Annotated in this window: 27 protein-coding genes; 10 read left to right on the top strand and 17 right to left on the bottom strand. The window is 67.9% G+C overall.

The features are described from left to right. Positions 1-64: 64 nt before the first annotated feature. From WG901_RS12895 to tsaD, 4 genes are all read right to left on the bottom strand, one after another. Entirely contained in the window at positions 65-1,615 is a 1,551-nt protein-coding gene (locus WG901_RS12895; protein ID WP_417602920.1) for a vWA domain-containing protein, read from the bottom strand. A 278-nt stretch (positions 1,616-1,893) separates the two neighbouring features. Next, positions 1,894-3,288, bottom strand: a complete 1,395-nt coding sequence (locus WG901_RS12890) for a lipopolysaccharide biosynthesis protein (RefSeq protein ID WP_339587713.1) — start codon at positions 3,286-3,288, stop codon at positions 1,894-1,896. Between the two features lie 98 nt (positions 3,289-3,386). Continuing rightward, positions 3,387-4,406, bottom strand: coding sequence for an NAD(P)H-dependent glycerol-3-phosphate dehydrogenase (locus tag WG901_RS12885; RefSeq protein WP_339587472.1), 1,020 nt, complete (start codon positions 4,404-4,406; stop codon positions 3,387-3,389). Then, positions 4,403-5,431 carry a tRNA (adenosine(37)-N6)-threonylcarbamoyltransferase complex transferase subunit TsaD gene (tsaD, locus tag WG901_RS12880; RefSeq protein WP_339587471.1) on the bottom strand — a complete coding sequence of 343 codons (1,029 nt, stop codon included), beginning with the start codon at positions 5,429-5,431 and terminating at the stop codon, positions 4,403-4,405. Before tsaD ends, WG901_RS12885 begins: the two co-directional genes overlap by 4 nt. Positions 5,432-5,476: 45 nt before the next feature. Between tsaD and hemC the strand changes: the two genes are divergently transcribed. Genes hemC through WG901_RS12865 form a run of 3 tightly spaced genes read left to right on the top strand, consistent with a single transcriptional unit; the run spans position 5,477 to position 8,073 of the window. Continuing rightward, the gene (gene hemC / locus WG901_RS12875; protein ID WP_339587470.1) at positions 5,477-6,421 is read left to right on the top strand and encodes a hydroxymethylbilane synthase; all 945 of its coding nucleotides are present in this window, start codon (positions 5,477-5,479) and stop codon (positions 6,419-6,421) included. A 16-nt stretch (positions 6,422-6,437) separates the two neighbouring features. Continuing rightward, positions 6,438-7,154, top strand: coding sequence for a uroporphyrinogen-III synthase (locus tag WG901_RS12870; RefSeq protein ID WP_339587469.1), 717 nt, complete (start codon positions 6,438-6,440; stop codon positions 7,152-7,154). After that, positions 7,144-8,073: a hypothetical protein gene (locus WG901_RS12865; RefSeq protein WP_339587468.1), complete on the top strand. Its 930-nt coding sequence runs from the start codon at positions 7,144-7,146 to the stop codon at positions 8,071-8,073. The genes WG901_RS12870 and WG901_RS12865 overlap by 11 nt, the downstream gene beginning before the upstream one ends. A 13-nt stretch (positions 8,074-8,086) precedes the next feature. Here WG901_RS12865 and WG901_RS12860 read toward each other — a convergent pair whose 3' ends face one another. The 4 genes from WG901_RS12860 to WG901_RS12845 form a co-directional block, all read right to left on the bottom strand. After that, entirely contained in the window at positions 8,087-8,605 is a 519-nt protein-coding gene (locus tag WG901_RS12860; RefSeq protein ID WP_339587467.1) for a GFA family protein, read from the bottom strand. A gap of 69 nt (positions 8,606-8,674) precedes the next feature. Next, positions 8,675-9,421, bottom strand: a complete 747-nt coding sequence (locus WG901_RS12855) for an MBL fold metallo-hydrolase (RefSeq protein ID WP_339587466.1) — start codon at positions 9,419-9,421, stop codon at positions 8,675-8,677. A 12-nt stretch (positions 9,422-9,433) separates the two neighbouring features. After that, positions 9,434-10,660, bottom strand: coding sequence for a UbiH/UbiF/VisC/COQ6 family ubiquinone biosynthesis hydroxylase (locus WG901_RS12850; protein WP_339587465.1), 1,227 nt, complete (start codon positions 10,658-10,660; stop codon positions 9,434-9,436). Positions 10,661-10,677: 17 nt separating this feature from the next. Next, positions 10,678-12,369 carry an alkaline phosphatase family protein gene (locus WG901_RS12845; RefSeq protein ID WP_339587464.1) on the bottom strand — a complete coding sequence of 564 codons (1,692 nt, stop codon included), beginning with the start codon at positions 12,367-12,369 and terminating at the stop codon, positions 10,678-10,680. A gap of 93 nt (positions 12,370-12,462) precedes the next feature. Between WG901_RS12845 and WG901_RS12840 the strand changes: the two genes are divergently transcribed. Beyond that, complete coding sequence (locus tag WG901_RS12840; protein WP_339587463.1) at positions 12,463-14,499, top strand: protein-disulfide reductase DsbD family protein; 2,037 nt, start codon at positions 12,463-12,465, stop codon at positions 14,497-14,499. Positions 14,500-14,657: 158 nt separating this feature from the next. Here WG901_RS12840 and WG901_RS12835 read toward each other — a convergent pair whose 3' ends face one another. The 9 genes from WG901_RS12835 to WG901_RS12795 form a co-directional block, all read right to left on the bottom strand. Further along, complete coding sequence (locus WG901_RS12835) at positions 14,658-15,425, bottom strand: sigma-70 family RNA polymerase sigma factor (RefSeq protein WP_339587462.1); 768 nt, start codon at positions 15,423-15,425, stop codon at positions 14,658-14,660. After that, entirely contained in the window at positions 15,422-17,542 is a 2,121-nt protein-coding gene (locus WG901_RS12830; protein ID WP_339587461.1) for a flagellar biosynthesis protein FlhA, read from the bottom strand. Before WG901_RS12830 ends, WG901_RS12835 begins: the two co-directional genes overlap by 4 nt. Before the next feature lie 3 nt (positions 17,543-17,545). Further along, positions 17,546-18,448 carry a transglycosylase SLT domain-containing protein gene (locus WG901_RS12825; protein ID WP_339587460.1) on the bottom strand — a complete coding sequence of 301 codons (903 nt, stop codon included), beginning with the start codon at positions 18,446-18,448 and terminating at the stop codon, positions 17,546-17,548. Positions 18,449-18,600: 152 nt separating this feature from the next. Next, on the bottom strand, positions 18,601-18,942 hold the full coding sequence (locus WG901_RS12820; RefSeq protein ID WP_339587459.1) for a flagellar protein FlgN: 342 nt from the start codon (positions 18,940-18,942) through the stop codon (positions 18,601-18,603). Then, positions 18,942-19,220, bottom strand: a complete 279-nt coding sequence (locus WG901_RS12815) for a flagellar biosynthesis anti-sigma factor FlgM (protein WP_339587458.1) — start codon at positions 19,218-19,220, stop codon at positions 18,942-18,944. Before WG901_RS12815 ends, WG901_RS12820 begins: the two co-directional genes overlap by 1 nt. A gap of 108 nt (positions 19,221-19,328) precedes the next feature. Further along, positions 19,329-19,826, bottom strand: a complete 498-nt coding sequence (locus WG901_RS12810) for a flagella basal body P-ring formation protein FlgA (protein WP_339587457.1) — start codon at positions 19,824-19,826, stop codon at positions 19,329-19,331. Positions 19,827-19,842: 16 nt separating this feature from the next. Continuing rightward, positions 19,843-20,355, bottom strand: a complete 513-nt coding sequence (locus WG901_RS12805; protein ID WP_339587456.1) for a hypothetical protein — start codon at positions 20,353-20,355, stop codon at positions 19,843-19,845. Next, on the bottom strand, positions 20,352-21,017 hold the full coding sequence (locus WG901_RS12800) for a MotA/TolQ/ExbB proton channel family protein (RefSeq protein WP_339587455.1): 666 nt from the start codon (positions 21,015-21,017) through the stop codon (positions 20,352-20,354). The genes WG901_RS12805 and WG901_RS12800 overlap by 4 nt, the downstream gene beginning before the upstream one ends. A gap of 27 nt (positions 21,018-21,044) precedes the next feature. Next, a complete protein-coding gene (locus WG901_RS12795; protein ID WP_339587454.1) occupies positions 21,045-21,182 on the bottom strand; it encodes a hypothetical protein in 138 nt (45 codons plus the stop codon). A gap of 31 nt (positions 21,183-21,213) precedes the next feature. Here WG901_RS12795 and flgB point away from each other — a divergent pair, with 31 nt between their 5' ends. The 6 genes from flgB to flgG all read left to right on the top strand — a co-directional run bounded on the left by flgB (position 21,214) and on the right by flgG (position 24,722). Then, positions 21,214-21,561 (top strand): flagellar basal body rod protein FlgB, encoded by a 348-nt coding sequence (gene flgB / locus WG901_RS12790; protein WP_339587453.1) that lies wholly within the window; start codon positions 21,214-21,216, stop codon positions 21,559-21,561. Between the two features lie 3 nt (positions 21,562-21,564). After that, positions 21,565-21,966, top strand: a complete 402-nt coding sequence (flgC, locus tag WG901_RS12785) for a flagellar basal body rod protein FlgC (protein WP_417602905.1) — start codon at positions 21,565-21,567, stop codon at positions 21,964-21,966. Beyond that, positions 21,963-22,259, top strand: a complete 297-nt coding sequence (locus WG901_RS12780; RefSeq protein ID WP_339587452.1) for a flagellar hook assembly protein FlgD — start codon at positions 21,963-21,965, stop codon at positions 22,257-22,259. The genes flgC and WG901_RS12780 overlap by 4 nt, the downstream gene beginning before the upstream one ends. A gap of 23 nt (positions 22,260-22,282) precedes the next feature. After that, positions 22,283-23,116, top strand: coding sequence for a flagellar hook-basal body complex protein (locus WG901_RS12775; protein WP_339587451.1), 834 nt, complete (start codon positions 22,283-22,285; stop codon positions 23,114-23,116). A 6-nt stretch (positions 23,117-23,122) separates the two neighbouring features. Continuing rightward, positions 23,123-23,872 (top strand): flagellar basal body rod protein FlgF, encoded by a 750-nt coding sequence (locus WG901_RS12770; RefSeq protein WP_339587450.1) that lies wholly within the window; start codon positions 23,123-23,125, stop codon positions 23,870-23,872. A 61-nt stretch (positions 23,873-23,933) separates the two neighbouring features. After that, on the top strand, positions 23,934-24,722 hold the full coding sequence (flgG, locus tag WG901_RS12765; protein WP_339587449.1) for a flagellar basal-body rod protein FlgG: 789 nt from the start codon (positions 23,934-23,936) through the stop codon (positions 24,720-24,722). The last annotated feature ends 56 nt before the right edge of the window (positions 24,723-24,778 follow it).

Here is a 24,778-nt window from a genome sequence, read left to right as displayed (position 1 = left end):
AAAGTGGGAACCGGTTTTTCTCCCGTCATCACCGCCAAGGCGCCGGAAGGGAAAAGCCGCCAGCTCAGCCGCCCTTATCCTCGCGCGGCTCCGGGCTTTCGTTGCGCGCGAGCGATCCGGCCACGCCGACCAGCCGCAGAAACTCTTGCCGCCAGAAATCCTGCTGGCGGCCCGCAAGTGTGACAATCTGCGCGGGGGTGAAGCCGTTCATCATCGCATCGCCGCGGAGGGTCTGGCCGAAGGCGGCGACGGCCGTGGCGAAAGCGAAGTCGCCGGTCGGCCGCGCCGAGGCCTGGAGAAGCCGCGCCGGGAGGGGCCGCTCGATCAACCGCGAGGTCGTACCGTCAGGCAGCTTGTAGCGCAGCTTGACGAAGGCCAGTTCGCCGACCTTACCCGCAGCCGCCGCGGCAGGAGCATCGTCATAGCGCCGCGGACCGATCCAGCCTTGGGCACCGGCAGGCACGATCTCGTAGATCGCGGTCACCTGATGGCCCGCACCGATATCGCCGGCATCGACCTTGTCGTTATTGAAGTCCTCTTCTCGCAACGCCCGGTTCTCGTAGCCAAGCAGGCGATACTGGCTGACCTGGGCGGGATTGAACTCGACCTGGATCTTCACGTCCTTGGCGATCGTGAACAGGGTCGAACTCATCTGGTCGCCGAGCACCTTGCGCCCCTCGAGCGCGGAATCGATGTAGGCGTAGTTGCCGTTTCCGTGGTCGGCGATCTGCTCCATCATCGCTTCGTTGTAGTTGCCCGTGCCGAAGCCGAGCGTGGTCAGGGTGATGCCGCTGTCTCGCTCGCGCTCGACCATCTCGATCAGCGCCTTGTTGTCGCTGACGCCGACGTTGAAATCGCCGTCGGTGGCGAGGAGGATGCGGTTGACGCCGCCCTTGATGAAGTTGTCGCGCGCGATGTTGTAGGCGAGCTGGAGCCCGGCTCCGCCCGCGGTCGAGCCGCCGGCGTCGAGCCGTTCGAGCGCAGCCTTGATCTTGGCCGGATCGTTGGTCGGCTCGAGCACCAGCCCGGCAGCGCCGGCATAGACCACGATCGAGACCTTGTCCTTCGGCGCCAGTTCGCCTGCCAAGCCGGCAAGCGCGGACTTGACCAGCGGCAGCTTGTCTTCGCTCGACATCGAGCCCGAGACGTCGACGAGGAACACGAGGTTCGCCGGCGGGCGTCCAATTCCGTCCTTGGCCCCCGCGCTCGGCAGATCGTAGCCGCGCAGGCCGATGCGCATCAGCCGCGTCGCCGGGTTCCACGGCGTCACGGCGACATCGGTGGTAACGGTGAAAGGCACGTCGCGCGTGGCCGGGGTCGCATAGTCGTAGCGGAAGTAGTTGATCATCTCCTCGCTGCGCACGGCATCCTTGGGCGGCATCTGGCCGAGCCCGAGAAAGCGGCGGGCATTGGCATAGGCGCCGGTGTCGACGTCGACCGAGAAGGTCGAGACCGGGTCGGTCCGGGCGACGTGAACCGCGCCGACATCCTGGCCGTCGTAGCGCTCGGAACCCGCGGGAACGGGGACGATGACCGGGCGAACATAGGTGCGGGCATAGCGCTCCTGCATCGCCGCGCCTTTGGCCGGAGGGGAAGCGAGCGGAACGGACTGCAAGCGTTCTTCAACCCGTCGCGACGTGACGACGATGTCGTGAGAGGATGGGTCCTGCGCTGCCACCGGCGGCGGCGCTGGCGGAGCCTGGGTCACACGCGGCGCATCGCGCTGACTGGCGCATCCGGCAATAAGCGCGATTGTGCAAGTTGCGGTCAGTGTCTTGGCCAAATGCATGGCATTCCTCCTCCGTCGATCGCTCGGTGGAGAAGGCCTAGAAAGCCGTGAACCGCGACTGAATGTTCGTGGTGTACGACTAAGCGTTTAGCTCGATAACGGAGCTAAGCCTTGGCGCTCTTGCGGAACAGCACGCGATCCTCGGCGCCGAAGCCCTTGTTCCAGATCACCCAGCAATAGACCGCGAGGATCGCCGGGATGCCGAAGGCGAGCTCGGCCCATTCGGGCAGGAAGCGCGTCGCCGCCCAGCCGACCACCGAGGCAGCGCCGGCGGCCCAGACAAGCGGCCAGCGCCAGTTGTTGATCCGCTCGCCGAGCAGCCGCGAGAGCAGCCAGGACTTGAGGATCGAGGCGATCGCCAGCGACAGCATCAGCGCCGCAGCGGCCGCGGCGGCGCGATAGAGCTGGTCGAGCCCGAGGTCGTCGACGAGCAGGATGCCGCCGACGGTCAAGCCCGCCTGGATCGCGATCGTCAGCAGCGAGATCGCCAGGTTCTTCATCCGCGCCATGTAGATCAGCGCCGAATCGGCGACGACGGCGGTCGCCGCGACGACTTCGGCCGCGAGCAGGAAGGCCAACGCGCCCGTGCCGCCGACGAAGTGCGGGCCGACCAGCCCCATCACGCCCTCGCCGGGAATGCCCAGGGCGAGCGCGATGCCGCACTGCGCCGCGGTGATCCAGAAGCCCACCTGGCAGACCTGCAGCGCGATCGCGTGATAGTCCTTGTTCTTGAGGCTGCGCGTGATCACCGGGCCGAGGATCGGCTCGAAGCTGGTCTTGAGCTTCTGCGGCAGGCTCGCGACCTGCTGGGCGATGTAATAGACGCCAACCGCACTCGGCGAGGCGAACATGCCGAGGATGAACACGTCGAGCCGGCGCGAGCCCCATTCGACGCCTTCGGCCAGGGCCAAGGGCAGGTTGGCGCGCGCCAGCTTGAGCAGGTGGATCGGATGCGGGCGCCATTGCTGCGGCAGGCCATAGGCGCGCAGCAAGGGCACGACCGCGGCCAGCATCGTGCAGACATTGGCGAAGATGAAGGCCAGCGCCAGCCCGCCCTCGGGAACGAGGTAATAGAAGCCCAACGCCGCGCCCGAGATCGTCCAGGGCTCGACGATCGAGCGCGCCTTGACCGTCGCGCCGACGTTGAAGTGATAAGCGCATGCCGCGAGCGCGATGTCGGTCACGGTGATCGGAATGATCGCCAGCGGCAGCATCAGGTCGTAGATCGAGTAGCGCCCGCTCGGGAACATCGGCGCAGGGAACAGCCATAAGGCCGTCGCGGCACAGGCGCCGAAGAACACCGAGATCAGCATGGCGTCGCCCACGGCATTGGCCGGGTGCGTGTCCTCTTCGGTCAGCCGCCGCGCGAGCCCGCGCTTGAGCCCCATCGAGCTCAGCAGCGCGAGGAATTCGATGACCACCAGCGCCGAGGCGAGGCGGCCGAGCGAATCGGCGCCATAGAGCCGGCCCGCGATCAGCAGGAAGGGAATCCGGCCCATCAGGCGGATCGGGAAGCCAAGCAGATTGGTCCGCCCGCCTTTGGCGATGGCAGCAATGTCGTCGCGCTGGGGGTCCCCCGCGCCCGTGGGTGCGGTGCTCAAGCCTTGCGCTCCAGCTCGGCCTTGAGCGGGCGCGCGAGCAGCTCGGAAACCACCGCGCGCGCCGGCGCCTCGCCCGCGAGCAGGCGCGCGACGGCCTCGACGATCGGCATGTCCATGTTTGCGGCGCGCGCCAGTTCGGCGAGCACGGGCGCGGTAGCGGCCCCTTCGGCGACGCTGGTCTTGCCCGCGAGCGCCTCGGCCGCGCTCTGGCCCTCGCCGAGCGCCTTGCCGAGCGAGAAGTTGCGGCTCGAGGTCGAGGAGCAGGTCAGCACGAGATCGCCGAGCCCGCAGAGACCCGACAGCGTCTCGGCACGCGCACCGCGCGCCAGGCCGAAGCGCAGCATCTCGGCATAGCCCCGCGCGATCAGCGCAGCGCGCGCGTTCTGGCCGAGTTGCAATCCCTCGACCACGCCGCAGGCGATCGCCAGAACGTTCTTGACCGCGCCGCCGATCTCGGCGCCGATCAGATCGTCGGAATAATAGGGCCGGAAAGCCGGCCGCGCGATCAGCGGCGAGAGCCGCGCCCACTGCGCCTCGCCGCCGGCGCAGGCGAGCGTGACCGCGGTCGGCAGCCCGGCGGCGACCTCGTGCGCGAAGGTCGGTCCCGAGAGCACGGCAAGGCTGGCCGCAGGCGCGGCGTCTCGCGCGACGTCGGCCATCAAGCGGCCCGAGCCAGCCTCGATGCCCTTGGCGCAGAGCACGAGATCGCGTGTCCCATCGGGCAGGCCCGCCAGCACCGAGCCGAGGAACTGCGCGGGCACGACCGCGAGCAAGGCCGGCAGCGCGCCGAGTTCGGCGATGTCGCCGGTGGCGCGCACGCTACCGGCCAGTTTCGCGCTCGGCAGGAACAGGCTGTTGGTGTGCGTCGCATTGATCTCGGCGACGAGTTCGGGCTCGCGCGCCCAAAGCACGACCTCGCTGCCGTCGCTGGCCAGCGCCTGGGCGAGCGCGGTGCCCCAGGCGCCCGCGCCGATCACTCCAATCCGCTCACCCTGAGCTTGTCGAAGGGTCGTCATGCTTTCACTCCCGCGCCGCGCACCGGTTCGGCCGCCGCATCGAGCGGCCAGCGGGGCCTTGGGGCGAAATCGAACGGATCATCCTGGCCGAGCCGCTCGACGCCGGCCCAGGCAATCATCGCGGCATTGTCGGTGCAAAGCTGCAACGGCGGCGCAACGAAGCGCAGGCTGTTGTCCGCGGCCAGCGCCTCAAGCGCCGCGCGGATGGACTTGTTGGCTGCTACGCCCCCCGCAACTACCAGGGCGGTGACGGGGCCGGCTGCCTGGATCGCGCGTTTGCTGCGATCGATCACGCAGTCGACTGCGGCCTGCTGGAACGATGCAGCGATGTCGGCATCGGCGTGCACGCCGGCCTGTTTCGCCCGCAACACTGCGCTCTTCAGACCCGCGAAGGAGAAATGCGGTTCGGCGCTGCCCAGCAAAGGACGCGGCAGCGGCACCTTCCTGACATCGCCCTCCCCCGCCAGCCGCTCGACCGCGGGGCCGCCCGGATAGCCGAGGCCGAGGATCTTGGCGGTCTTGTCAAAGGCTTCGCCCAAAGCGTCGTCGATCGTCGTCGCGAGCCGGCGGAAGCGGCCGACGCCCTCGACCAGCAGCAACTGGCAATGACCGCCCGAGGCGAGCAGCAGCAGATAGGGGAATTCCAGCGTCTCGTCGGCCAGCCGCGGCGACAGCGCGTGCCCTTCGAGGTGGTTGATCGCGATCAGCGGCTTGTCGGCAGCCATGGCCAGTGCCTTGGCGGTGACCAGCCCCACCATCACCCCGCCGATCAGCCCCGGCCCGGCGGTCGCGGCGACGGCGTCTACATCGGCCAGGGTCATGCCGGCATCGGCCAGGGTCGCCTCGATCAGCGGCGTCAGGATCTCGGCATGGGCACGGGCAGCGATTTCCGGAACAACGCCACCATAGGGCCGATGCGCCTCGTCCTGCGAGGCGATGCGCTGCGCCACGATGACGCGCCCGTCGGTGACCAACGCAGCGGCGGTTTCATCGCACGAGCTTTCGATGCCAAGGACTATCCTCATCCGTGCTTCCACTTAGTGAGATTGCAGACTAGCACAAGCCGCGCCATGACCCTCAACGCTCTTGACCGTCCGCTCCGCCTGGGAACCCGCAAGTCCCCACTCGCCATGGCCCAGGCCGAAGAGGCGCGCGCCCGCCTTATCGCCGCGCACGGTTGGACCGAAACCCAGGTCGAGCTCGTCTCCGTCACTGCCAGCGGCGACCGTATCCAGGATCGCCCGCTCGCCGAGATCGGCGGCAAGGCACTATGGACCAAAGAGCTCGACGCCGCGCTAATCGCGGGCGAGATCGACTTCGCCGTGCATTCCGCCAAGGACGTCGAGACGATCCGCCCGGCCGAGATCGCCATCGCCGCGGTTCTGCCGCGCGAGGATGTGCGCGACGTGCTCGTCGGCGCGGCCAGCGTCCAGGCGCTGCCGCAAGGCGCCGTGGTCGGCACCAGCGCGCCGCGCCGCGCCGCGCTCCTGCTCCACGCGCGGCCCGACTGCAAGGTCGTGCCGATCCGCGGCAATGTCGCCACGCGCCTCGCCAAGCTGGCCGCGGGCGAGGCCGACGCAACCTTCCTCGCCGCCGCCGGGCTCAACCGGCTAGGCGAGACGGGCACCGGCCACCCCCTGCCCGCCGACGAATGGCTGCCCGCACCAGGGCAGGCCGCGATCGCCATCGAATGCCGTGCCAACGACGCGGCTACCCGCGCACTGCTCGCCGCGATCGACCACGCGCCGAGCCGCGACGCGGTCCTCGCCGAACGCGCGCTGCTCGCGGCGCTCGGCGGCAATTGCCACAGCCCGATCGCGGTGCTGACCGCGGCCGAGGGCGACCGGCTCTCCTTGCGTGCCGCGATCTTCAGCCCTGACGGCGCGCACCGCGTCGAAGCCGAAGCGCGCTTCGCCGCTGGCGATGCCGAAGGCCCGGCGCGGCTGGCAGCGCAGCTCCTCGCCGAGGCGCCGGAAGCCGTCACCGTGCATTTCGCCGGCCCGCCCGCCGACTGATCATGATGCCGCTGCCATGATCCCTCTGGCCGTCATCCGGCCGCAGCCGGGCTGCGACGCCACGGTCGCGACGGCCTGCGCGCTCGGACTCGACGTCCACGGCTTCCCGCTCTTCGCAGTAGAGCCAGTCGCCTGGGATCCGCCAGCGCCGGACCGGTTCGACGCGCTGCTGCTGGGTAGCGCCAACGCACCGCGCCACGCCGGTCCGGCACTGACGGACTATGCCGGCAAGCCTGCCTATACGGTCGGCGCGATCACAGCCGAGGTTGCGCGCGCGGCCCGGCTCGATGTCGTCGCCAGCGGCGTCGGCGGAATCAAGGCGCTGCTGCCGCTGATCCGCCCCGAGCATCGCCGGCTGCTGCGGCTTTCGGGCCGCGAGCGCATGGTGCTGACCCCGCCGCGCGGCGTGTCGATCCTCGAGCGCGTGGTCTACGCTAGCGAACCTTTGCCCATGCCATCGGCGCTCGGGCAGTTGCTCAAAGGGCGCGTGGTGGTGGCGCTGCATTCGGCAGAGGCCGCGCACCACCTGGCCGCGCTCTGCGACCAGCACCGCGTCGACCGCGGCCTAGTCGCGCTCGCCACGATCGGCCCGCGAGTCTCGCGCGCGGCTGGACATGGCTGGGCCGCGATCCGCGCCGCGGCTGCACCGAACGATACGGCATTGCTGGCCTTGGCGCAGGACTTGTGCCAAACCCCGGCCGCTGAAAGGAATTGCGGGCCTGATGCAGGATGAAACGCTGAGCGAACCGTTGCCGCTGCCGCGGCCGCGCCGAAATCTGACCACCACCTTGCTGGCCGCGTTGCTGGCCTTCCTCGTGGGCGGCGGCATCGTCGGCTGGCTGGCGACGACCGGCCAACTGCCCGCGAGCCTGCGCGAAGCGCGCGCGGCCAGGCTAGTAACGCGACCGACCGGGGCCGTGCCGCTGGCCGCCAGCGCCCCAACGCCCCAGCCCCCGTCGACGCCTGCCGATCCCGCGACCCTGGGCGGCGTCGAAACGCGCCTCGCGCTGCTCGAAGACCGGCTGACGCGGATCGATAGCGAGGCTACGGCGGCTTCGGGCAATGCCGCGCGCTCCGAGGCCCTGCTCGTTGCCTATGCCGCGCGCCGCCGCCTCGACAAGGGCGAGCCGCTGAGCTTTGTCGCCGACCAGCTGACCCTCCGCTTTGGCGGCGCCCAGCCGCAAGCCGTGCAGACGATCATCGCCGCCGCCAAGCGTCCGATCACCCTCGACGAGCTGATCGGCCAGCTCGAGGCCGCCGCGCCCGTGCTCACCGGCACCCTGCGCGACGAGAGCACCTGGACGCGCCTGCGCCGCGAGATCGCGAGCCTGTTCGTCGTGCGTCGCGCGCCCGTCCCCGCAGCCACCGCCGAAAACCGCATCGCCCGCGCCCGCCTGATGCTCGCACGTGGCAAGATCGGCGAAGCCGTCGCCGAGGTCGAGCGCCTTCCGGGCGCAGAGGGCGCGCAGCTTTGGATCGAGGAGGCCCGCCGCTACGAGAACACCCAGCGCGCGCTCGACGTCATCGAGACCGCCGCCATGCTCGAACCGCGCGCTCTGCGCGACGGCGCCGGTCGGTCGGTCGATCAGCCAAGCCCGCTGGCGCCGAATGCCGATACGGCACCGGAGGCGGTGGAGACATCGGCGCCTTAGTGGCGGTGACGCATCACCTGCCGACGGAGGCGGACGAAAACAGCATAGCGATACGAGCGGCAAACAAGCGGCGGAAGAGCTTCAAGGGAAAGGAGCGATATGCCGGGGCATCTTGGGGAATGGGTAAATCGGACTGACGCCTAGCGACTTTCGTTCGCATTTCGATCGGTGGCAGCGGACCGTCGAACCGGGAGCGATAGGACGATGTCCAATGGCCCGGCGCGAATTTGAGGAACAGGCCCGTGTTGCAACACGATGCAACGAAGCGCTGCGTCGGCGCATCCGGCTTGAGCTTGTAGCCGACGAGCAAGTCAGCACCTTCGACGCAGGCGAAACGGTCGTCGCGATAAGTAAGGTACGGTGATCCGCCGTCTGGATCGAGCACCCTGCACGCGCCGGCCAAAGCTTCGATCTGGTATCCCCCGGCCTGACAATCGCTGCAGTAGCAGACCGTGCTCAAGATCGGCGTGCCGAGGCCCACGCACCGAACCCGACCGCAGGAACAAGTTGCTGTACGCACCGCCAACCCCATGGGCCGCTCCCCTACCATGTTGCCCGATAGCGGGCTGAACGCACCCGTTCGGGAAAGAAAGCGCTCGCGCTATGCAATCGCGATCACCAGCCCGTCCTCGGCGGTCTCATAGAGCGCGCGGTCGGGATGGCCGAGCATGTCGTCGCTCATGTGCGTGAGCACGAGCCGCTTGGGCCGCATTTCGGTCAAGTTAGCCTCGATCGCGTCGAGGCTCAGATGGGTGGCGATCGTCCTGTCACGGAAATAGGCCTCGACGATGAACAGGTCGGCGTCGCGCGCCGCAGGGATCAGCTCGGGCGTCCATTCGGTGTCGCCGGTATAGGTCACCGATCGGCCTTCGGCCTCGACGCGCACCGACAGATAAGGTCCGCCCGGCGGGCCGTGGAGCGCCTGGAATGCGCTGACCCCGATCGCGCCGACCGCAAGTGTCTCGCCAGCAGCGATTTCGACGAGTTCCAGCGCGAACTTCTGCGCCGCCCCCGATGATCCGGGGAAGGCGGTCTCCATCACCCGCTCGTACCAGGCGGGCAGACCCACGGGTCCGACGATCGTCAGCGGTGTGCGACGCTTGCTGAAGAACTGCGCATCGAGGATGAAGAAGGGAATGCCGCCGAAGTGATCGGCGTGAAAATGGGTAACGACGATTGTCCGGATCGCATTGCGATCGATGCCGAGCTGCTTCATCGCCACAAGCGACGAGGCACCACAGTCGATCAGCAGGTTGGTCGTCTCGCCGGTGAGGTGGAAACAGGTATTGAAGCGTCCGCCCGAGCCGAAGGCATCGCCGCAGCCGACGAATTGCAGCGACAACCCCATTCAGCCCCCTTCCTATCCGCGCAGCAGCTCCGGCAGATTGCCAGAGACGCCACGCGCCTCGTCCATGAAGAAACGCTTGAGCACCGGTAGCCGCTGGATCGCGCCCATGCCCAGGCGGCGCACCGCGCTCGGCAGGCGGCCGGGTACGCCGAACAGGCGGTTTATGCCGTCGGTCACCGACATGACTGCGAAGGCATCGAGGCTGCGCCAGCGTTCGTAGCGCGCGAGGAGCTGGGCGTCGCCGGGGTCGAGCCCCAGCCGCATGCCCTCGGTCAGCACTTCGACGAGCGCGCCGACGTCGCGCAGACCGAGGTTGAGCCCCTGTCCGGCGATGGGATGCATGCCGTGCGCGGCATCGCCGATCACGGCCAGGCGATCCTCGACAACGCGCGCGGCGTGGTGGAAGTTGAGCGGATAGGCCATGCGCGGCGCCGACAGTTCGATCTCGCCAAAAATGCCCTGCATGCGCTTGGTCACTTCGGCGAGGAACCCGCGGTCGGACAGACCGATCACGCCCTTCGCGTCCTTCTCTGCCACGGTCCAGACGAGCGCCGAGCGATGCCGCCCGTCGGCCGTGTCGAGCAGCGGCAGCAGCGCGAAAGGTCCCGAGGGGTAGAAGATCTCCCAGGCGACATTGTCGTGCGGCTTCTCGTGATAGAGGCCGGTGACCATAGCGCGGTGCTTGTAGTCCCACTTCGCCAGCGAGAAGCCCGCCTCGTCGCGCGTCGGCGACTGGCGGCCCTCGGCGGCGACGAGCAGGCTGCCCGCGAGCACCCGGCCGTCCTTGAGCCTAACCGAAACGCCGTGCGGTCCGCGCTCGCGCCCATCAGGCCCAGGGGCCACTTCGGCGCTGGTGTGCCAGGCGATCGCCGGCTCCTCGCGCGCCGCGGCGAACAGCGCGAGCCGCAGGTCGCGGTTGGCGAACATGCGGCCCAAGGTGCCCTCCTCGGGCTCCGGGCGGAAATCGATGCGACCCGGCTTCATGCCATCGGTCACGGCGATCGCCGCGATCGGGCAGCCGAGCGGTTCGAGTCTTTCGGTCAGGCCGATATTGCCGAACAGGTTCCAGCTCGCGGTCGAGATCGCCGAAGCGCGGCCGTCGGCACCCTCGGCGGTCAGCTCTTCGGGGCTCGCCTTGTCGACGACGTGGCTGGTGATGCCCGCCTTGGCGGCGGCGAGCGCCAGCGTCATGCCGACGAGCCCGCCCCCGAGAATGACCAGATCGCGGCGTTCTTCCATGCTCGCCGGACTAGGCGTCACGGCTGGGGCTGGCAAGTATCCCCGGCGCCGCCGTCGAGATCGAGGCAACGGCCGTCGAATTCACCCGAAGCAACCTTGAGGCCGAGAACCGCAGCCAGCGACGGCGCGATGTCGACGGTCTCGACCGGGGCCGGCTGCTCGAAGCCCGGCAAGCCGCGGCGCCAGAACAGCATCGGTACGCGGCGGTCGTAGTCCCAGACGCTGCCGTGCCCGGCGGTATAGCCCGGCGCCGGATCGGGGATCGCCATCACGCCGCGCTTGAGGAAGGCGACGACGTCGCCCGAGCGCTCGGCGTCGAACGATTCGCGCGCGCGCTCGAGCAGGGTCCAGTCCTGCGGCGAGGCGGTCGGACGCGGTTGGGCGGCGATCTCCTGCGCGGCATAGGCCGCGGCGACCTCCGGGCTGGCCTTGAGCTTCGCAACCAGCGCGGCCTGAACCTTGGCCTTCTGCTCGGGGCTCAGGTTGCGCGCGATGTAGTAGTCACCGCCGGGGCCGTCGCCAAAGATCAGCGCGCCTGCGGGCGGGGTCACGCCGGTCTCGGCGGTGATCGCCTGGCCGAGCGCCGCAGGTTGGAGCGCCTTGTCGACACGGATCGCCGCCGGATAGGCCTGCTGGTCGAGGCGTTCGGTGGCGTCGAGGCCGCCGTGGTCGGCGCTGAGCACGACGACATAGTCAAGCTTGCGCGCGTCGAGCCCGGCGAGCAGACGGCCGATCGTCTTGTCGAGCTCGGCCAACTGGACACACATCTCGGCGCCGCCGTTGCCCAGCGCATGGCCGACATAGTCTGTCGCCGAATAGGACACCGAGAGGATGTCCGGCGCCTTGCCCTTGCCGAGCTGTATCTCGTCGACCAGCTTGAGCGCGAGATCCCCCGTCGCCGCATCAATGCGCGGCGAGACGCGGAAGCCGTCGGGCTTGTTCGGTTCGAGCACGAAGCGGCCGTTGCCGATGGTGAAGTTCTTGACCGGCACGGCGCGGTCGGCAGCGTTGCACCAGGCGGGCAACGCGATCGCAGGGGCACCTGCCTGCAGCAGCTTGGCGACCGCGGCGTTCTCCGCCTGGACCGCAGGCGACAGCGGCTTGCCGGCAAAGCTCGTGAAGGCGCTGCCCTTCCACCAGTAGCCGGCGTCGATCGCATGGCCGCCCATCATCACGACGGCGCGATCCTTGGCCGAAACCGCGACGTTGCGGCTCTCGGGCCAGGCGGCCTTCATCCGCTCGCCCAGGGTCGGCACCTTGAGGTGCCAGGCCGAGACCACGGGATCGCGCGAGGTGCTGGCCGGATCGCGCTCGTCTTCCGAGCAGTAGACGCGCTTGTCGGCGCGGGCGATCGATGGATCGAACCAGTTGTTGGCGATGATGCCGGTGCGCGACGGGCGGGCGCCGGTCAGCAGGGTCGAGTGGCCTGGGCAGGTCTCGGTCGCGGCGTGCGACTGGAAGCCCGAGGGGAACACCGCGCCTTCCTGCAGGCGCGCCAGGCCGGCGGTGAAATAGCGGCGGTAGCGTGCAAAGAGATCGGCCGAGAACTGATCGACCGAGATCGCCACGATCAACCGCGGCGGCGCCTTGGGAGTCGGCGCCGACGTCGGCGCGGCGGGCGGTGGCGCGGGTTCGGCGGCCTTCGCGAGCGCGGCGCCCGAAGCCGAGAGAGCCAGAACGAGAGCGAGCGGGGCGAGCGAGCGGCGCATAGGGATTCCTTGAAAATTCGACGCGAAACCGGCAGAGCCCTGATGGCTGGCCCGCGCTGCGTGCGCAAGGCCCTGTCAGGAGCGACGACGGAAATGCGCTGCTATCGCGTGGTTGTTGCGGTGCTGTGGCAGCTCTGCGTTCTGATGTTGACCGCCGCGCCGGCCCAGGCCGCGGCGATGCATATCCAGGCCGAACTCGTTGCAGAGAGCGCCGGACAACCGGGCGAGACGGTGTGGCTCGCGCTGCGCATGCGGCCCGGGCAAGGCTGGCACGGCTATTGGTCGAACCCCGGCGACGCGGGTCTCGGCATGACGCTCGACTGGACCTTGCCGGCAGGCATGAAGGCCGGCGAACCGCTCTATCCGGTTCCCGAGACCCTGCTGATCTCCGGATTGATGAACCACGTCTACGAGCACGAATATGCTGTGCTCGTGCCGCTGACTCTGAGCGCCGATGCGGCACCGGGCGGCGGTCGGACGGTACGGGTCGATGCCCAGTGGCTGGCCTGCACCGACAAGATCTGCGTTCCCGAGCAGGCGCGTCTCGAAACGGCGGTGACTGTAGGCCCGCGCGGCGCGCCCGATCCGCGTTTCGACACGTGGCGCCGGCACCTGCCCGCCCCGCTCGGCGCCCAGGCGCAGTTCGCTCGTTCAGGCAATATTATCCGGCTGGGCATTCCGCTGCCCGCCAGCCTGGAACTCGAGGATCCTCACGTCTTCGCCACCGAGGACCGGCTCGTCGCCTATGCCGCGCCGCAGAGGTTCAGTCGCAAGGGCGATCTGCTGATCGTCGAGCTCGAACGCCCCAAGCTCGCGGCGAAGGAACCGGCCCGGCTGGCCGGCGTGCTGCGGCTCAATGCGGCCGGCGACGGCGTCGTGTTCGATGCCGCGCCGGGCACCGTGCCCAGCAATGGCGAACCGCTGGCCGGAGCCGCGCAGGCCACGACCGCGAGTCTGCCCTGGCTGCTGCTGCTGGCTCTGGCGGGAGGACTGCTGCTCAATGTCATGCCTTGCGTCTTCCCGATCCTCAGCCTCAAGGCGCTGAGCCTCGCGCGCTCGGGCGAGAGCGCGACCCATGCCCGCCGCGAGGGCCTTGCCTATACTGCGGGCGTGGTGCTGGCCTGCGCCGCGCTCGGCGCGCTGCTGCTGGCCCTGCGCGCCGCGGGCGAGGAAGTGGGCTGGGCTTTCCAGCTGCAGGAGCCCGGCGTGGTCGCGGCACTGCTGCTGCTGGCCGTGGCGATCACCGCCAACATGCTCGGTCTGTTCGAATTCGCTGTTCCGGGCTTCGCCACCGAAGGTTCGCCCCAGGGCGCCTTCGCCACAGGGCTGCTCGCGGCCTTCGTCGCGACCCCCTGTACCGGCCCGTTCATGGCCGCGGCCATGGGCGCGGCGCTGCTGCTGCCGGTGCCCGCGGCGATGGCGCTGTTCGTCGCGCTCGGCGTGGGACTCGCGCTGCCGTTCCTGGCGATCGCCTTCGTGCCGGCGCTGCGCCGCGCGCTGCCCAAGCCCGGCGCCTGGATGGCGAAGTTCAAGCTGGTGATGGCCGTGCCGATGGCGCTGACCGCGCTGGCGCTGCTATGGCTGACCTTTCGGATCGGCGGCGCAGACTTCGTGCGAATGGCCGCGGTCATGGCGGCGGGCGTCCTGGCCGTATTGGCCGAGATCGGACGGCGGCAGCGGCTGGGGCATTCGGCCCTGTCGACCGCCCTGGCCGGTCTTGCCGTCACCGTCATCGGCGGCGCCGTGGCGCTATCGATGATCGACGCCAGGCCCGCGGCGGCGACACAGGGCATTCTGCCCGCCAAGCCGTTCTCCGAAGCCGCCCTTGCGCAGGCACGTGCTGCCGGCAAGCCGGTCTTCGCCTATTTCACCGCCGACTGGTGCCTGACCTGCAAGGTCAACGAGCAGGTCGCGATCGAGCGCGAAGAAGTGCGTGACGCTTTCGCCAAGGCTGGCGTGATCGTCCTGCGCGGCGACTGGACGCGGCGCGATCCGGCGATCACGCGCTACCTGACCGCGCAAAGCGCCGCCGGCGTGCCGCTCTATGTCTGGTATCCCGCCGGCAAGGGCCTGCCACGGCAATTGCCGCAAGTGCTCACCGCGCAAGGCCTGGTCGAACTCTCGCGCTAGCCCGATCGTCACCCCCCTGGGGTCGGCGCCCTCGTTAAAGAGTCCGTTTCCGATGTTCTGGAAACCAATCGGCAATAAACGGGTTAGAAAGACATCCCTCTTCTCCCCAACTCAGAGCGGCTTCTTCTTCGTGAAAGCCGCTCTTTCTTTATCCGGGATCAGAGGACTTCAGCGACACCTTCGAGCTCCTTGCGCAGATGGCCGAGCGCCTGCGCCTTGAGCTGGTGAACGCGCGGAATGCTGACCGAAAGGACTTGCGCGATCTCCGAGAGATTGAGCTCCTCCACGAAATAGAGCTGGATCACCATCTGCAGGCGTTCGGGCAATCCGGTGATCGCCGCAATCACCGCACCACGCGTTTCCTCGTCCACCAGCATCGAGAAGCTGTCGGGACGATCGTCGGCGAAGGCCAAATCGCTATCCGAATAGGCGTCGTCGATCGCCTCGAAGCGTAGCGGCTCGCTGGCATGGCGCAGGCTGGCGAGCTCGTTCTGGTCGATACCCAAGGCCTGGGCCAGTTCGAGCGGCGTCGCCTCGCGGCCGAGCTGGAGGCGCAGCGCCTCCTCGGTGGCGCGCAGCTGCTTGCGGCGCTCGGTCGCGCCGCGCGACAGCGGCACGGAGCGGCGAATCATGTCGACCATGGCGCCACGCACCCGCATCTTCGCATAGGCTGCGAAGCCATCCTCGCCGGGACCCGCATGCTTCTGCGCGCACTCGGTCAGAGCGACCAGACCCGACTGGATCAGGTCCTCGATCTCGATGCCCGGCCGTCCCGAGCCATGGACGTGCCAGGCAATGCGGCGGACCATCGGCAGGAAGCGGCGAATACGGTCGCCGATATCGCCCCCATAGGCGCCGGCGACGGCATTGCCGTAGGCACCGGTTACGGATTTGCCGGAGGCGAAGGACCTATGATCGTATTTCATGCGGCCAGGCTTTCGTCGTGGTAGTTGGGTTGCGGCAGGCCAGGCGCCTGCGGCGGAGCGGCACCGACGACGTCGATCACTTCGATCGGCTGCGACGGCGGAAGTTCGGCGATCGACAGCACGAGGCAGGTCGGAGCGCGAAGCTTGAGGAGACCGGCCAGCGCACGGCGCGCGCGCGGCTGGACGATCAGGGCGAGCGGCAAGGCGCCCGGCCCGCGGTCGGCGATCAGCGCCGAAACGTGCTCGCCGATCGTGCGGGCGAGATCGGGCTCGATCACGGGGATGTTGGTGGTCGGATCGACCATGCCCTGGACGATCATGTTCTCGAGCTGGGCATCGAGCGTGATGACCGGCAGGCGCTCGTGCGGTCCGCAGATGCGGCCGACGATCAGCGAGCCGAGATCGGCGCGAAGCAGTTCGATCAGGCGATCGTGATCGTTGGTCAGCTGGACCGACTTGCCGAGGCTGGCGAGGATCGGCAGCGGGTGCGAGATCGGGATGCCGTCCTCGAGAACCGAGCGCAGCACGCGGGTGATTGCGGCCAGCGACAGAGGCGTCGGATAGACCGTCTCGACAAGGCCGGCCGAATGCTCCTTGATGCCGTCGAGCAGGCTGCGGACCTCGTCGGGGCCGAGCAGTTCCTGCGGACGCTCGGACAGCAGCTGGTTCAGGTGCGTGGCGATGACGGTGCTGGCGTCGACGGTCAGGAAACCTTCGGCGATGGCGATGTCGCGCGAATTCTGGTCGATCCAGATCGCCGGGCAACCGAAGCTCGGATCCCAGGTCTCTTCGCCCTGAAGCATGTGGCCTTCGCGCGCCTCGCCGGCGTTGATCGCGAGGATCTTGTCGGGGCGCACGCTCGAGCCGCCGAGCGGCACACCGCCCAGGACGACGCGATACTCGTGCGGCGGCATCTCGATCGCGTCACGGACGCGGAACTGCGGGACGACGAAGCCGAACGACTGGCTCAGCTGCTTGCGCACGCCGGTGATGCGAGCGACCAGCGGCGAGCCGCGGCGATCGTCGACCAGATGGACGAGACCATAGCCCAGTTCGATCGTGACGAGCGTGTGATCCGAGACGTCCTGCAGCGTGATCTTGGCAGGGTCCACGGGCGGCGGCGGCGCTTCCACGACGGGGATCGCCAGACGTTCCTCACGCTTCTTGAGCTTGTGCCAGATGAAGCCGGCCATGCCGGCGGCGGGCAGGAAGATCGTCTGCGGCATCGCCGGGATGACGCCGATCAGGCCGAGGATGATCGCGACCGGCAGCCAGGTGCCGGGCGAGGCGAACTGATGGCCGATCTGGCCGGCAAGATCGTTGCTGTCGGCCACGCGGGTGACGATGACAGCGGCCGCGATCGAGAGCAGCAGCGAGGGAACCTGTGCGACCAGCGCGTCGCCGATGGCCAGGGTGATATAGGCCGAAGCCGCTTCGCCCGCCGACATGCCGTGGCTGATCATGCCGAGGCAGAAGCCGGCGATGATGTTGACGCCCAGGATCAGCAGCGCGGCGACCGCATCGCCCTTCACGAACTTGGAGGCACCGTCCATGGCGCCGTAGAACTCGGCCTCGGTGCCGACTTCGACGCGGCGCTTCTTGGCCTCGTCGGCGCTGAGCAGACCGGCGGCGAGATCGGCGTCAATCGCCATCTGCTTGCCGGGCAAGGCGTCGAGAGTGAAACGAGCCGAAACTTCCGACACGCGGCCCGCGCCCTTGGTGACCACGACCATGTTGATGATCATCAGGATCATGAACACGAAGATGCCGACCGCGAAGTTGCCGCCGATCAGGAAGGCGCCGAACGCCTCGATGACGTGGCCCGCCGCAGCTTCGCCCTCGTGGCCGTGGACCAGCACGACGCGGGTCGAGGCGACATTGAGCGCCAGGCGCAACAAGGTCGCGAACAGCAGCACGGTGGGGAACGACGAGAAGTCGAGCACCTTGGCCGCGTTCATCGCCGCCATCAGAATAGCGATCGACAGCGCGATGTTGAGCACGAAGGAAACGTCGAGGATGATCGCCGGCACGGGGATGATCATGAGCCCGATCAGGGTCATGATGCCGGCGGGAAGCGCCAGGGCCGATCCACGGAACATACGGGTAAACGCAGACATCGATTACATTCCGAACTTCTGGAGCTGGCCGTAGGCGGCGCGGATATTGGCGGGGACAGTTGCCGCGCCGCCGGGGCTGGCGGCGGCGAAGGCGTTCTGCAGCGTTTCAGCCATCGATCGGCGGCCGGGCTGGACGTCGGTCATCTCTTGCCGGGCGGCAGCGAATTGCCGGGCGATCGGGCCGCCGGTCACTTCCGGCTGCCCCTGCGGCTGGAAATTGGCGAGCTGGGTCATGCCGAAGCCGGTGTCGTAGTCCATCGGCGGCAGGCCGCCGCTTTCCATGGCGTTCGAGACCTTGGTGCGCATGAGCTCCATGACGCCGGCGACCGAACGTGGCACGCCGCCGTCGAAGAAGATGCCGCGGTTGGCCGCGGCCGCCTTGGGCAGGATCGCGGCGGCGCTCTGGCCGGGGTTGGCCTGGAGCGCGGTGAGGAATTCACGCGCGCCGGCCGAGCCGAGGAAATGTGCCATGTAGAGCTCGGCGGCATCGGGCTCGCGGCCCAGCACGGCGGTGAGATCGGCCTTGTTGTCGTTGGCCAGTTCGGCCGCCATCAGCGCCGAAGTATCGGCATCATAGCGCATCGCCATGATCTGCGAGCGGGCCGAGGGATCGTTGACGCGGCCGCCATCGATCATCCCGTCGGCCCAGCCCATGCCATGGTCGCCGCCATGCTTCTCGAGCGTGCGGAGCCAGGTGCCGTTGGTGAACTGATAGAGGCCCGCGGCGCTGGAGGTCGGGGCCTTGGCGCCGGGATTGAGGCTGGATTCGATCTTCGCCTGGGCGAGCAGGTAATTGAAGTCGACGCCCGTCGCCTGGGCGGCGCGAGCAATCGCGGCGCGCACGCCGCCATCAGCGGGTGACGCACGCCCGGCCGAATATCCTGCAATGGATTGAGGCTCGCTCAAGCCAAACTCCCGGTACCAAAATGAACCGGAAGCTTACTCAGCAAACATCGTGCCAATTATGTCTGGATTGCCGGATGCAGGGTGTGCGATCCGACCAAAGTCTAGGACGGGCGCGGGGTCGAACCGCGCCCGGACCTAGTGATCAAGGTCGATCAGGCCCGAGCGTAAGCATAGGCCGCGCGCGACCCCGTGGGGCCGGGCTTATAGACCGCGCCGGTGCCCGTCAGCGTCTCGATACGCGAGGAAACGTTGGCGGCAATGAGGTTGCGCACCTGCCGATTGACCTCGTTGAGGCGCTTGGCGGCCTCGAGCAGGCCGCGGCACTCGTCGTCGATCTCGCCCACGCCCGAACCATCGAGCGTGCCGCAGAGCTTCTGCTTGTCGTTCGCGGTGCCCAGGATGGCTTCGAGGTCGAGACCGGCAAGCGCCTGCCGTTCGGCTTCGAGCACGGCAAGCATGTGCCGCAGGGTTTCGCGAAGGGCTTTCGAGTCCATTACTGGCCTTTCGTCAGCAGCATGCCGGCTGCAATGATGCCGTCGGCAATCTTGGCGGGGAAAACGGGATACTGCCCGCTTTCGATCGCCTTACGGATAACTTCGACGCGGCTGGTATCGACCGGGGCAGCGCCAGGATCCAGCACGTCGCTCAGCGCGACGGTGGACTGGGTTCCGCTCTTGGGCTCCGCGGTTTCGCGAAGTCCAGCGGACTGGCGTGCTATCCGGACGTCAACCGCGCCAATCGGGCGCGTGGGTCCCAGTTCGATTGGTGGCATGATGCCGCTCCTTCACTCTCTCGAGCCTCAGAACGGTGCCGGGAAGTTTTCTTTAAGGGTCTGCGCGATTTTTTACGCGCCCTCTCGGAAAACTACCTGTCCTCCCCTTTAGGGTACGGGGATCGCCACCATGCCGGGTCGGACGATCTGCGCACGCAGCGTGTCCTTGTTGGCCGCGGCCGCGGCCGCATTGCTGGAGACCGGTCGAACCCGGATCCAGCCGCCCACGGGGCCCGCTTCGAGCGCTTCGCCTGGTTGCGATACGGTGAAACCGTCGCCCTGGACCGCGATCGTCACAGCGTCGCCGCGAGTCACGGCCGGCAGGGCCTCGGCCGCCACCGCGCCCAGCGTGGCATTGGCCACTTGAACGAAGATTCGCCAGCCACCCGGGCACTGCACGAGCACCGAATCCCGGCGCATGCCGTTCCAGGCTACCGCCAGAGGCGCGCCACAGGACTGCAGGCGGAGGCGGCGATCGACGGGATTAGCTGCACCGCCGGGTGCGCCGATCGGCGCACCGGTGAAGGCCGCGACCTGGCGGTCTATGGCATCGAGATCGGCGAAGCCGGCGGCAGCCGCCAGCGTCAGGCCAAGGGCCAAGCTCATGGTCGTTCCTTTGCAATCAGTTGCTGGGAACGGACTTCTGCAAGCTCTGTGCCATAGTGGCCGAAGTCTGGGGAACAGGGCTGTCGAAAGCCAGCGCGGCGGTGGTCCCGCCTGGCCCCGGCTCGACGACGATACGCGCATGGAGCCCGGCCTCACCGGCGTCCTGCGCGAGCGCAGCGGCCTGGCGCATCGCCTGTGCCTGCTCGCCCGCGCGATATTGCGCGACGATGGTGAGCTGCTGGCGCGCGTCGGCCGACTGGTCGCGCAGCCACTGGTTCAGCGGCGGCGCGCCCGGCGCGGCGCGATAGAGCGCGAGGACCTCGCCTTGGGCGGAAAGCGGAGAGGCCGGCTCTTGCCGGGCGGCAACGACGGGCTTTGCCGGTTTTGCCGGCGCATCTTCGGCCGAGGCGAGCGCCGCGGCGGTGACCATGAACAGGATCAGTGACAGGTCGGCGAGCAGATACTGCCATCCGCTGCCCGCGCGACCGGTAAGCGAAGACCCGGCCGTCAACGCCGAACCGGCGATCATGCCGAAAGTTTCTCGGGCACGAGCTGGGGTCGCACGCGCGCCGGCATGGCGCCGGCGACCTGCTTGGCCAGCCAGTCGACGATCTTCTGGCGCTCGCTCTCCTCCTCGGCCGCGGCACGCTCGACCGCGCGGGCCAGCGGCGCGAGCACCAGGTTGGCGAGCAGCAGGCCGTAGAGCGTGGCGCAGACGGCCATCGAGATCGCGCCCATATAGGCATGCTTGTTGATGCCGTCGGCGGGAAGCTGGGTCAGCGAGAACAGTGTCGCGGCAAGGCCGAACACAGGCGCCAGATCCGCGGCCTGAGCGAGGGTGCGTATCGCTTGGCCGTCGGCAGCCAGGCGGCGCTGCTTGTTCGCCTCGTGGATCTCGAGCAGGCCGGCGACCGAGCGCGTGCCGATCAGTCGATCGGTCGCCTCGTCGAATTCGCGGTCGCCAGAGTGGGCCGGCTGGACACGCAGGACGCCTTCGCGCTGAATCTGCTGGACCTTGACCGCAAGTTCGGACCGGGCCTCGCTCGCGTCGAAACGCTTGCTGCCGAGCCGGCCGATCCCCGCGAGCGCCTGGCCACAGTCGCCCGTGCCACAGCGCAGCACGGTCGCGAGCAGTGTTCCGCCCACGACGATCGAGGCCGACACCGGATCCAAAAGGCTGGCAAGGTTCATCGGAAAAAACACCCCTTCGCGTCCATCCTAGAACGGCAATGCCGGCAGGATTTCAGGCCGAATCGGACAAAATTTGCCGCCGGCACCCGGCAACCCTTTGCCGCATTCACCCCTAACAAATCGCCAAAAACCGCCATTTTCCAGTTTGGCACGGTGCTTGCTCATACAGGCGGGTCATGCACACGGAGCTCGTTCGATGAGTGAAGGCCTGTTCGGAATACATGCTGCTGCGCTGGAGCTCCGCTCCCAGCGTATGGGGCTGATCACGTCCAACATCGCCAATGCCGCCACGCCCGGTTACAAGGCCCGCGACATCGACTTCGCGGCCGCGCTGAAAGCGAAAACCTCGGGCATGAGCACCGACCAGGCCGCCTCGGCAGCCTCGCTCTATCGCGTGCCGCTGATGCCCTCGCTCGACGGCAACACGGTCGAGCTGCCCACCGAGCAGCTCGCCTTTACCGAGAACGCCGTCGGCTACTCGTCCACGCTCAGCTTCATCCGCGGCCGCGTCGAGACGATCACGCGCGCGTTGAAGGGAGACTAACCCATGCCCGCGATGAACATCTTCGACGTCGCGCAGCGCGGCATGTCGGCACAGCTCGTGCGCATGAACGCGGCCTCGTCGAACCTGGCCAATGCCGGTTCGGTCGCCGGCAGCGAGGAAGGCGCCTATCGCCCGATCCGCGCGGTCTTCGCCGAACAGCTCGACAAGACCAGCGGTCTTTCGACGGTCAACGTCCAGTCGGTCATGCGCGAAAACGCCAAGGCCGTCCGCGAACACAATCCCGACCATCCGCTTGCCGATGCAAACGGCGACGTGTGGACCAGCCCGGTCGATGAGAACACCGAGATGGTCGAGATGCTCGATTCCGCCCGCCAATACCAGAACCTGGTCGAGGCACTGACTACCGCCAAGCAGCTCATGCTCGATACGATGAGGCTCAAATGACTTCTATTTTTAGCGGCGTAAACGCAACGTCCTCGGTCACCACCACCGACTCCAAGGTCGGCAAGGGCATGGGCTCGATGGACGGCACCGACTTCCTGAAGCTGCTGACCACCCAGCTCCAGCACCAGGATCCGACCGATCCGATGGATAACAGCCAGATGCTCGCACAGATGGCGCAGTTCACCTCGCTGTCGAACGGGACGGAGCAGACCTCGACGCTGAAGGCCATCGCCGACAAGCTCGATGCCGTCATCAAGAACACTGGCACGCCGACCACCGGCGTCACCGCCTAAGCCCAACAATCGGGAGACCTAAGATGTCCTTCTACACTTCGCTCAGCGGCCTGAAGAACGCCCAGACGGGCCTCAGCGTTACCGCCAACAACATCGCCAACGCCGAAACGCTCGGCTTCAAGAAGAGCCGCACGCTCTTCTCGGACCTGGTCACCGGCAACAACCCCAAGATGCAGCTCGGCATCGGCTCGACCGTGCAGTCGATCACCCAGAACCAGTCGATGGGTCCGATCGAACAGACCGGCGGCGCGCTCGACCTGGCGATCAACGGCGAAGGCTTCTTCACCAAGAAGAACCCGATCAGCGGCGAGACCATGTACACGCGCTCGGGCGCCTTCTCGGTCGACGACGAAGGCTTCGTGAAGGATGGCGTCGGCAACCGCCTGCAGATCTTCGAACAGCCGGCTTCTCCGGCGGTCATCGACCCGTCGACCGACACCCCGGTCGACCTGCAGCTCCCCAAGGACAACAGCCACTTCACCCCGGCCCCGACGACGCCCGCGGCCTTCGCCGGCGTCACGCTCGCCAACGACGGCACGATCAAGGTGTCCTATGCCGACGGCAGCAACGAGACGCTCGGCAAAGTCGCGCTCGCGCAGTTCTCGGCGGCCGATGGCCTCAGGCAGACCGGCTCGTCGAATTGGGTCGCCACCGGTCTTTCGGGCGAACCCGAATACGGCCTGCCCGGCGCCGGCATCTACGGCGGCCTGAGTTCGGGCTCGCTCGAGCGCTCGAACGTCGACATCACCGAGGAACTGGTCGGCCTGATCACCATGCAGCGCTACTTCCAGGCGAATGCGAAGGCGATCGATACGGCCAGCCAGATCTCGCAGACCGTTCTGAATCTGCGGACCTGATAAGCCATGGACCGTCTGATCTACACGGCCGCGACGGGCATGACTGCGGCGATGACGCGCCAGCGCGTCGTCGCCAGCAATCTCGCCAACGCCCAGACCATCGGCTTCCGCGCCGAGATGCTGCAGTCGACGCCGATGACGCTCGACGGTCCCCAGCTCGAAGTCCGGGCGCTGAATTCGACCGCCGTCCGCGGTGCGAACATGCAGGCCGGATCGATCGTCGAAACCGGCAACCCGCTCGACATCGCGCTCCAGGGCGATGCCATGCTCGGCGTCCAGACGCCCGACGGCGGCGAAGGCTATACCCGTCGCGGCGACCTTTCGGTCTCGCAGACCGGCGTGCTGCAGAACGGCGAAGGCCTGCCGATCCTCGGCCAGAGCGGCGCGCCGATCACGGTGCCGCTCGGCAACAAGGTCACGATCACGCCCGACGGCGATGTGATGGTCCAGGACCCGGCGACGCCCGATGCGCCGGCCGCGGCGGTCGACAAGCTCAAGCTCGCAGCCTTTCGCGGCAGCCAGATGGAAAAGGACCTGACCGGCATTTTCCGGGCGCCGAACGGCGGAATTTTGCCGGTCGACGAAACGGCAAAGGTCATTCCCGCCTCGCTCGAGCAGTCGAACGTCAAGCCGACCGAGGTCCTCGTCGAGATGGTCGAAGCCCAGCGAAGCTTTGATATGCGGACGAAATTGATCGCTACCGCCAAGGAACTCGATGAAGGCGGCGCCAGCCTGATGCGGATCACGCCGGGTTGACCCGGCAATTGGCACGCATGTTGCTTAGCTTAGCCTGATACCGTCCTGACGGAGAATTCGAATGCCCACTTCCGCTCTTCACGTCGCCCGTACCGGCCTGGATGCCCAGGATCAGCGCATGCGCGTCATCGCCAACAACCTGGCGAACGTCAGCACCACGGGCTACAAGCGCGACCGCGCCAACTTCGCGACCCTGGCCTATCAGGACTCGCGCGTCGCCGGTCAGCAGTCTTCGACCGAGACCCAGTACGCCACGGGCCTCAACCTCGGCACCGGCGTCAGCGTCCAGTCGACCTCGCGCGTCGAGACCCAGGGCACGATGCAGACCACGGGCAACTCCTACGACCTCGCGCTCGACGGCGACGGCTACTTCCAGGTGCAGATGCCCGGTGGCCAGACCGCCTATACCCGCGCCGGCAACTTCAGCCGCTCGCCCGACGGCCAGCTGGTCACCGCGCAGGGCTATCAGGTGATCCCGGCAATCCAGATCCCCGAAGGCGCGCAGTCGATCTCGGTTTCGTCCGACGGCACCGTCTCGGCAACGATCCAAGGCCAGGCCGACCCGCAGGAGCTCGGCCAGCTCACCGTCGCCAGCTTCACCAATCCAGCCGGTCTCCAGGCCGCCGCGGACAACTTTCTGCTCGAGACCGCCGCGAGTGGCCCGGCGCAGGTCGGCATCGCCGGTCTGGATGGTCGTGGCTCGATCAAGCAGGGCATGCTCGAAGGCTCCAACGTCTCGATCGTCGAAGAGCTGGTCGACATGATCGAATGCCAGCGCGCCTACGAGATCAACTCGAAGATGATCTCGGCCGTCGACGAAATGCTCCGCAACGCGAACCAGACGCTGTAATCGTCATGACCGCATCCGCTCCCCTCCCCCTCGGCCTCCCGACCTGGCGCAAGCGC

This window comes from Novosphingobium anseongense (assembly GCF_037482895.1).
Classification (GTDB): domain Bacteria; phylum Pseudomonadota; class Alphaproteobacteria; order Sphingomonadales; family Sphingomonadaceae; genus Novosphingobium; species Novosphingobium anseongense.
Note: the sequence above shows the minus strand (reverse complement) of the source record. Positions and strands in the feature narration are given on the sequence as shown.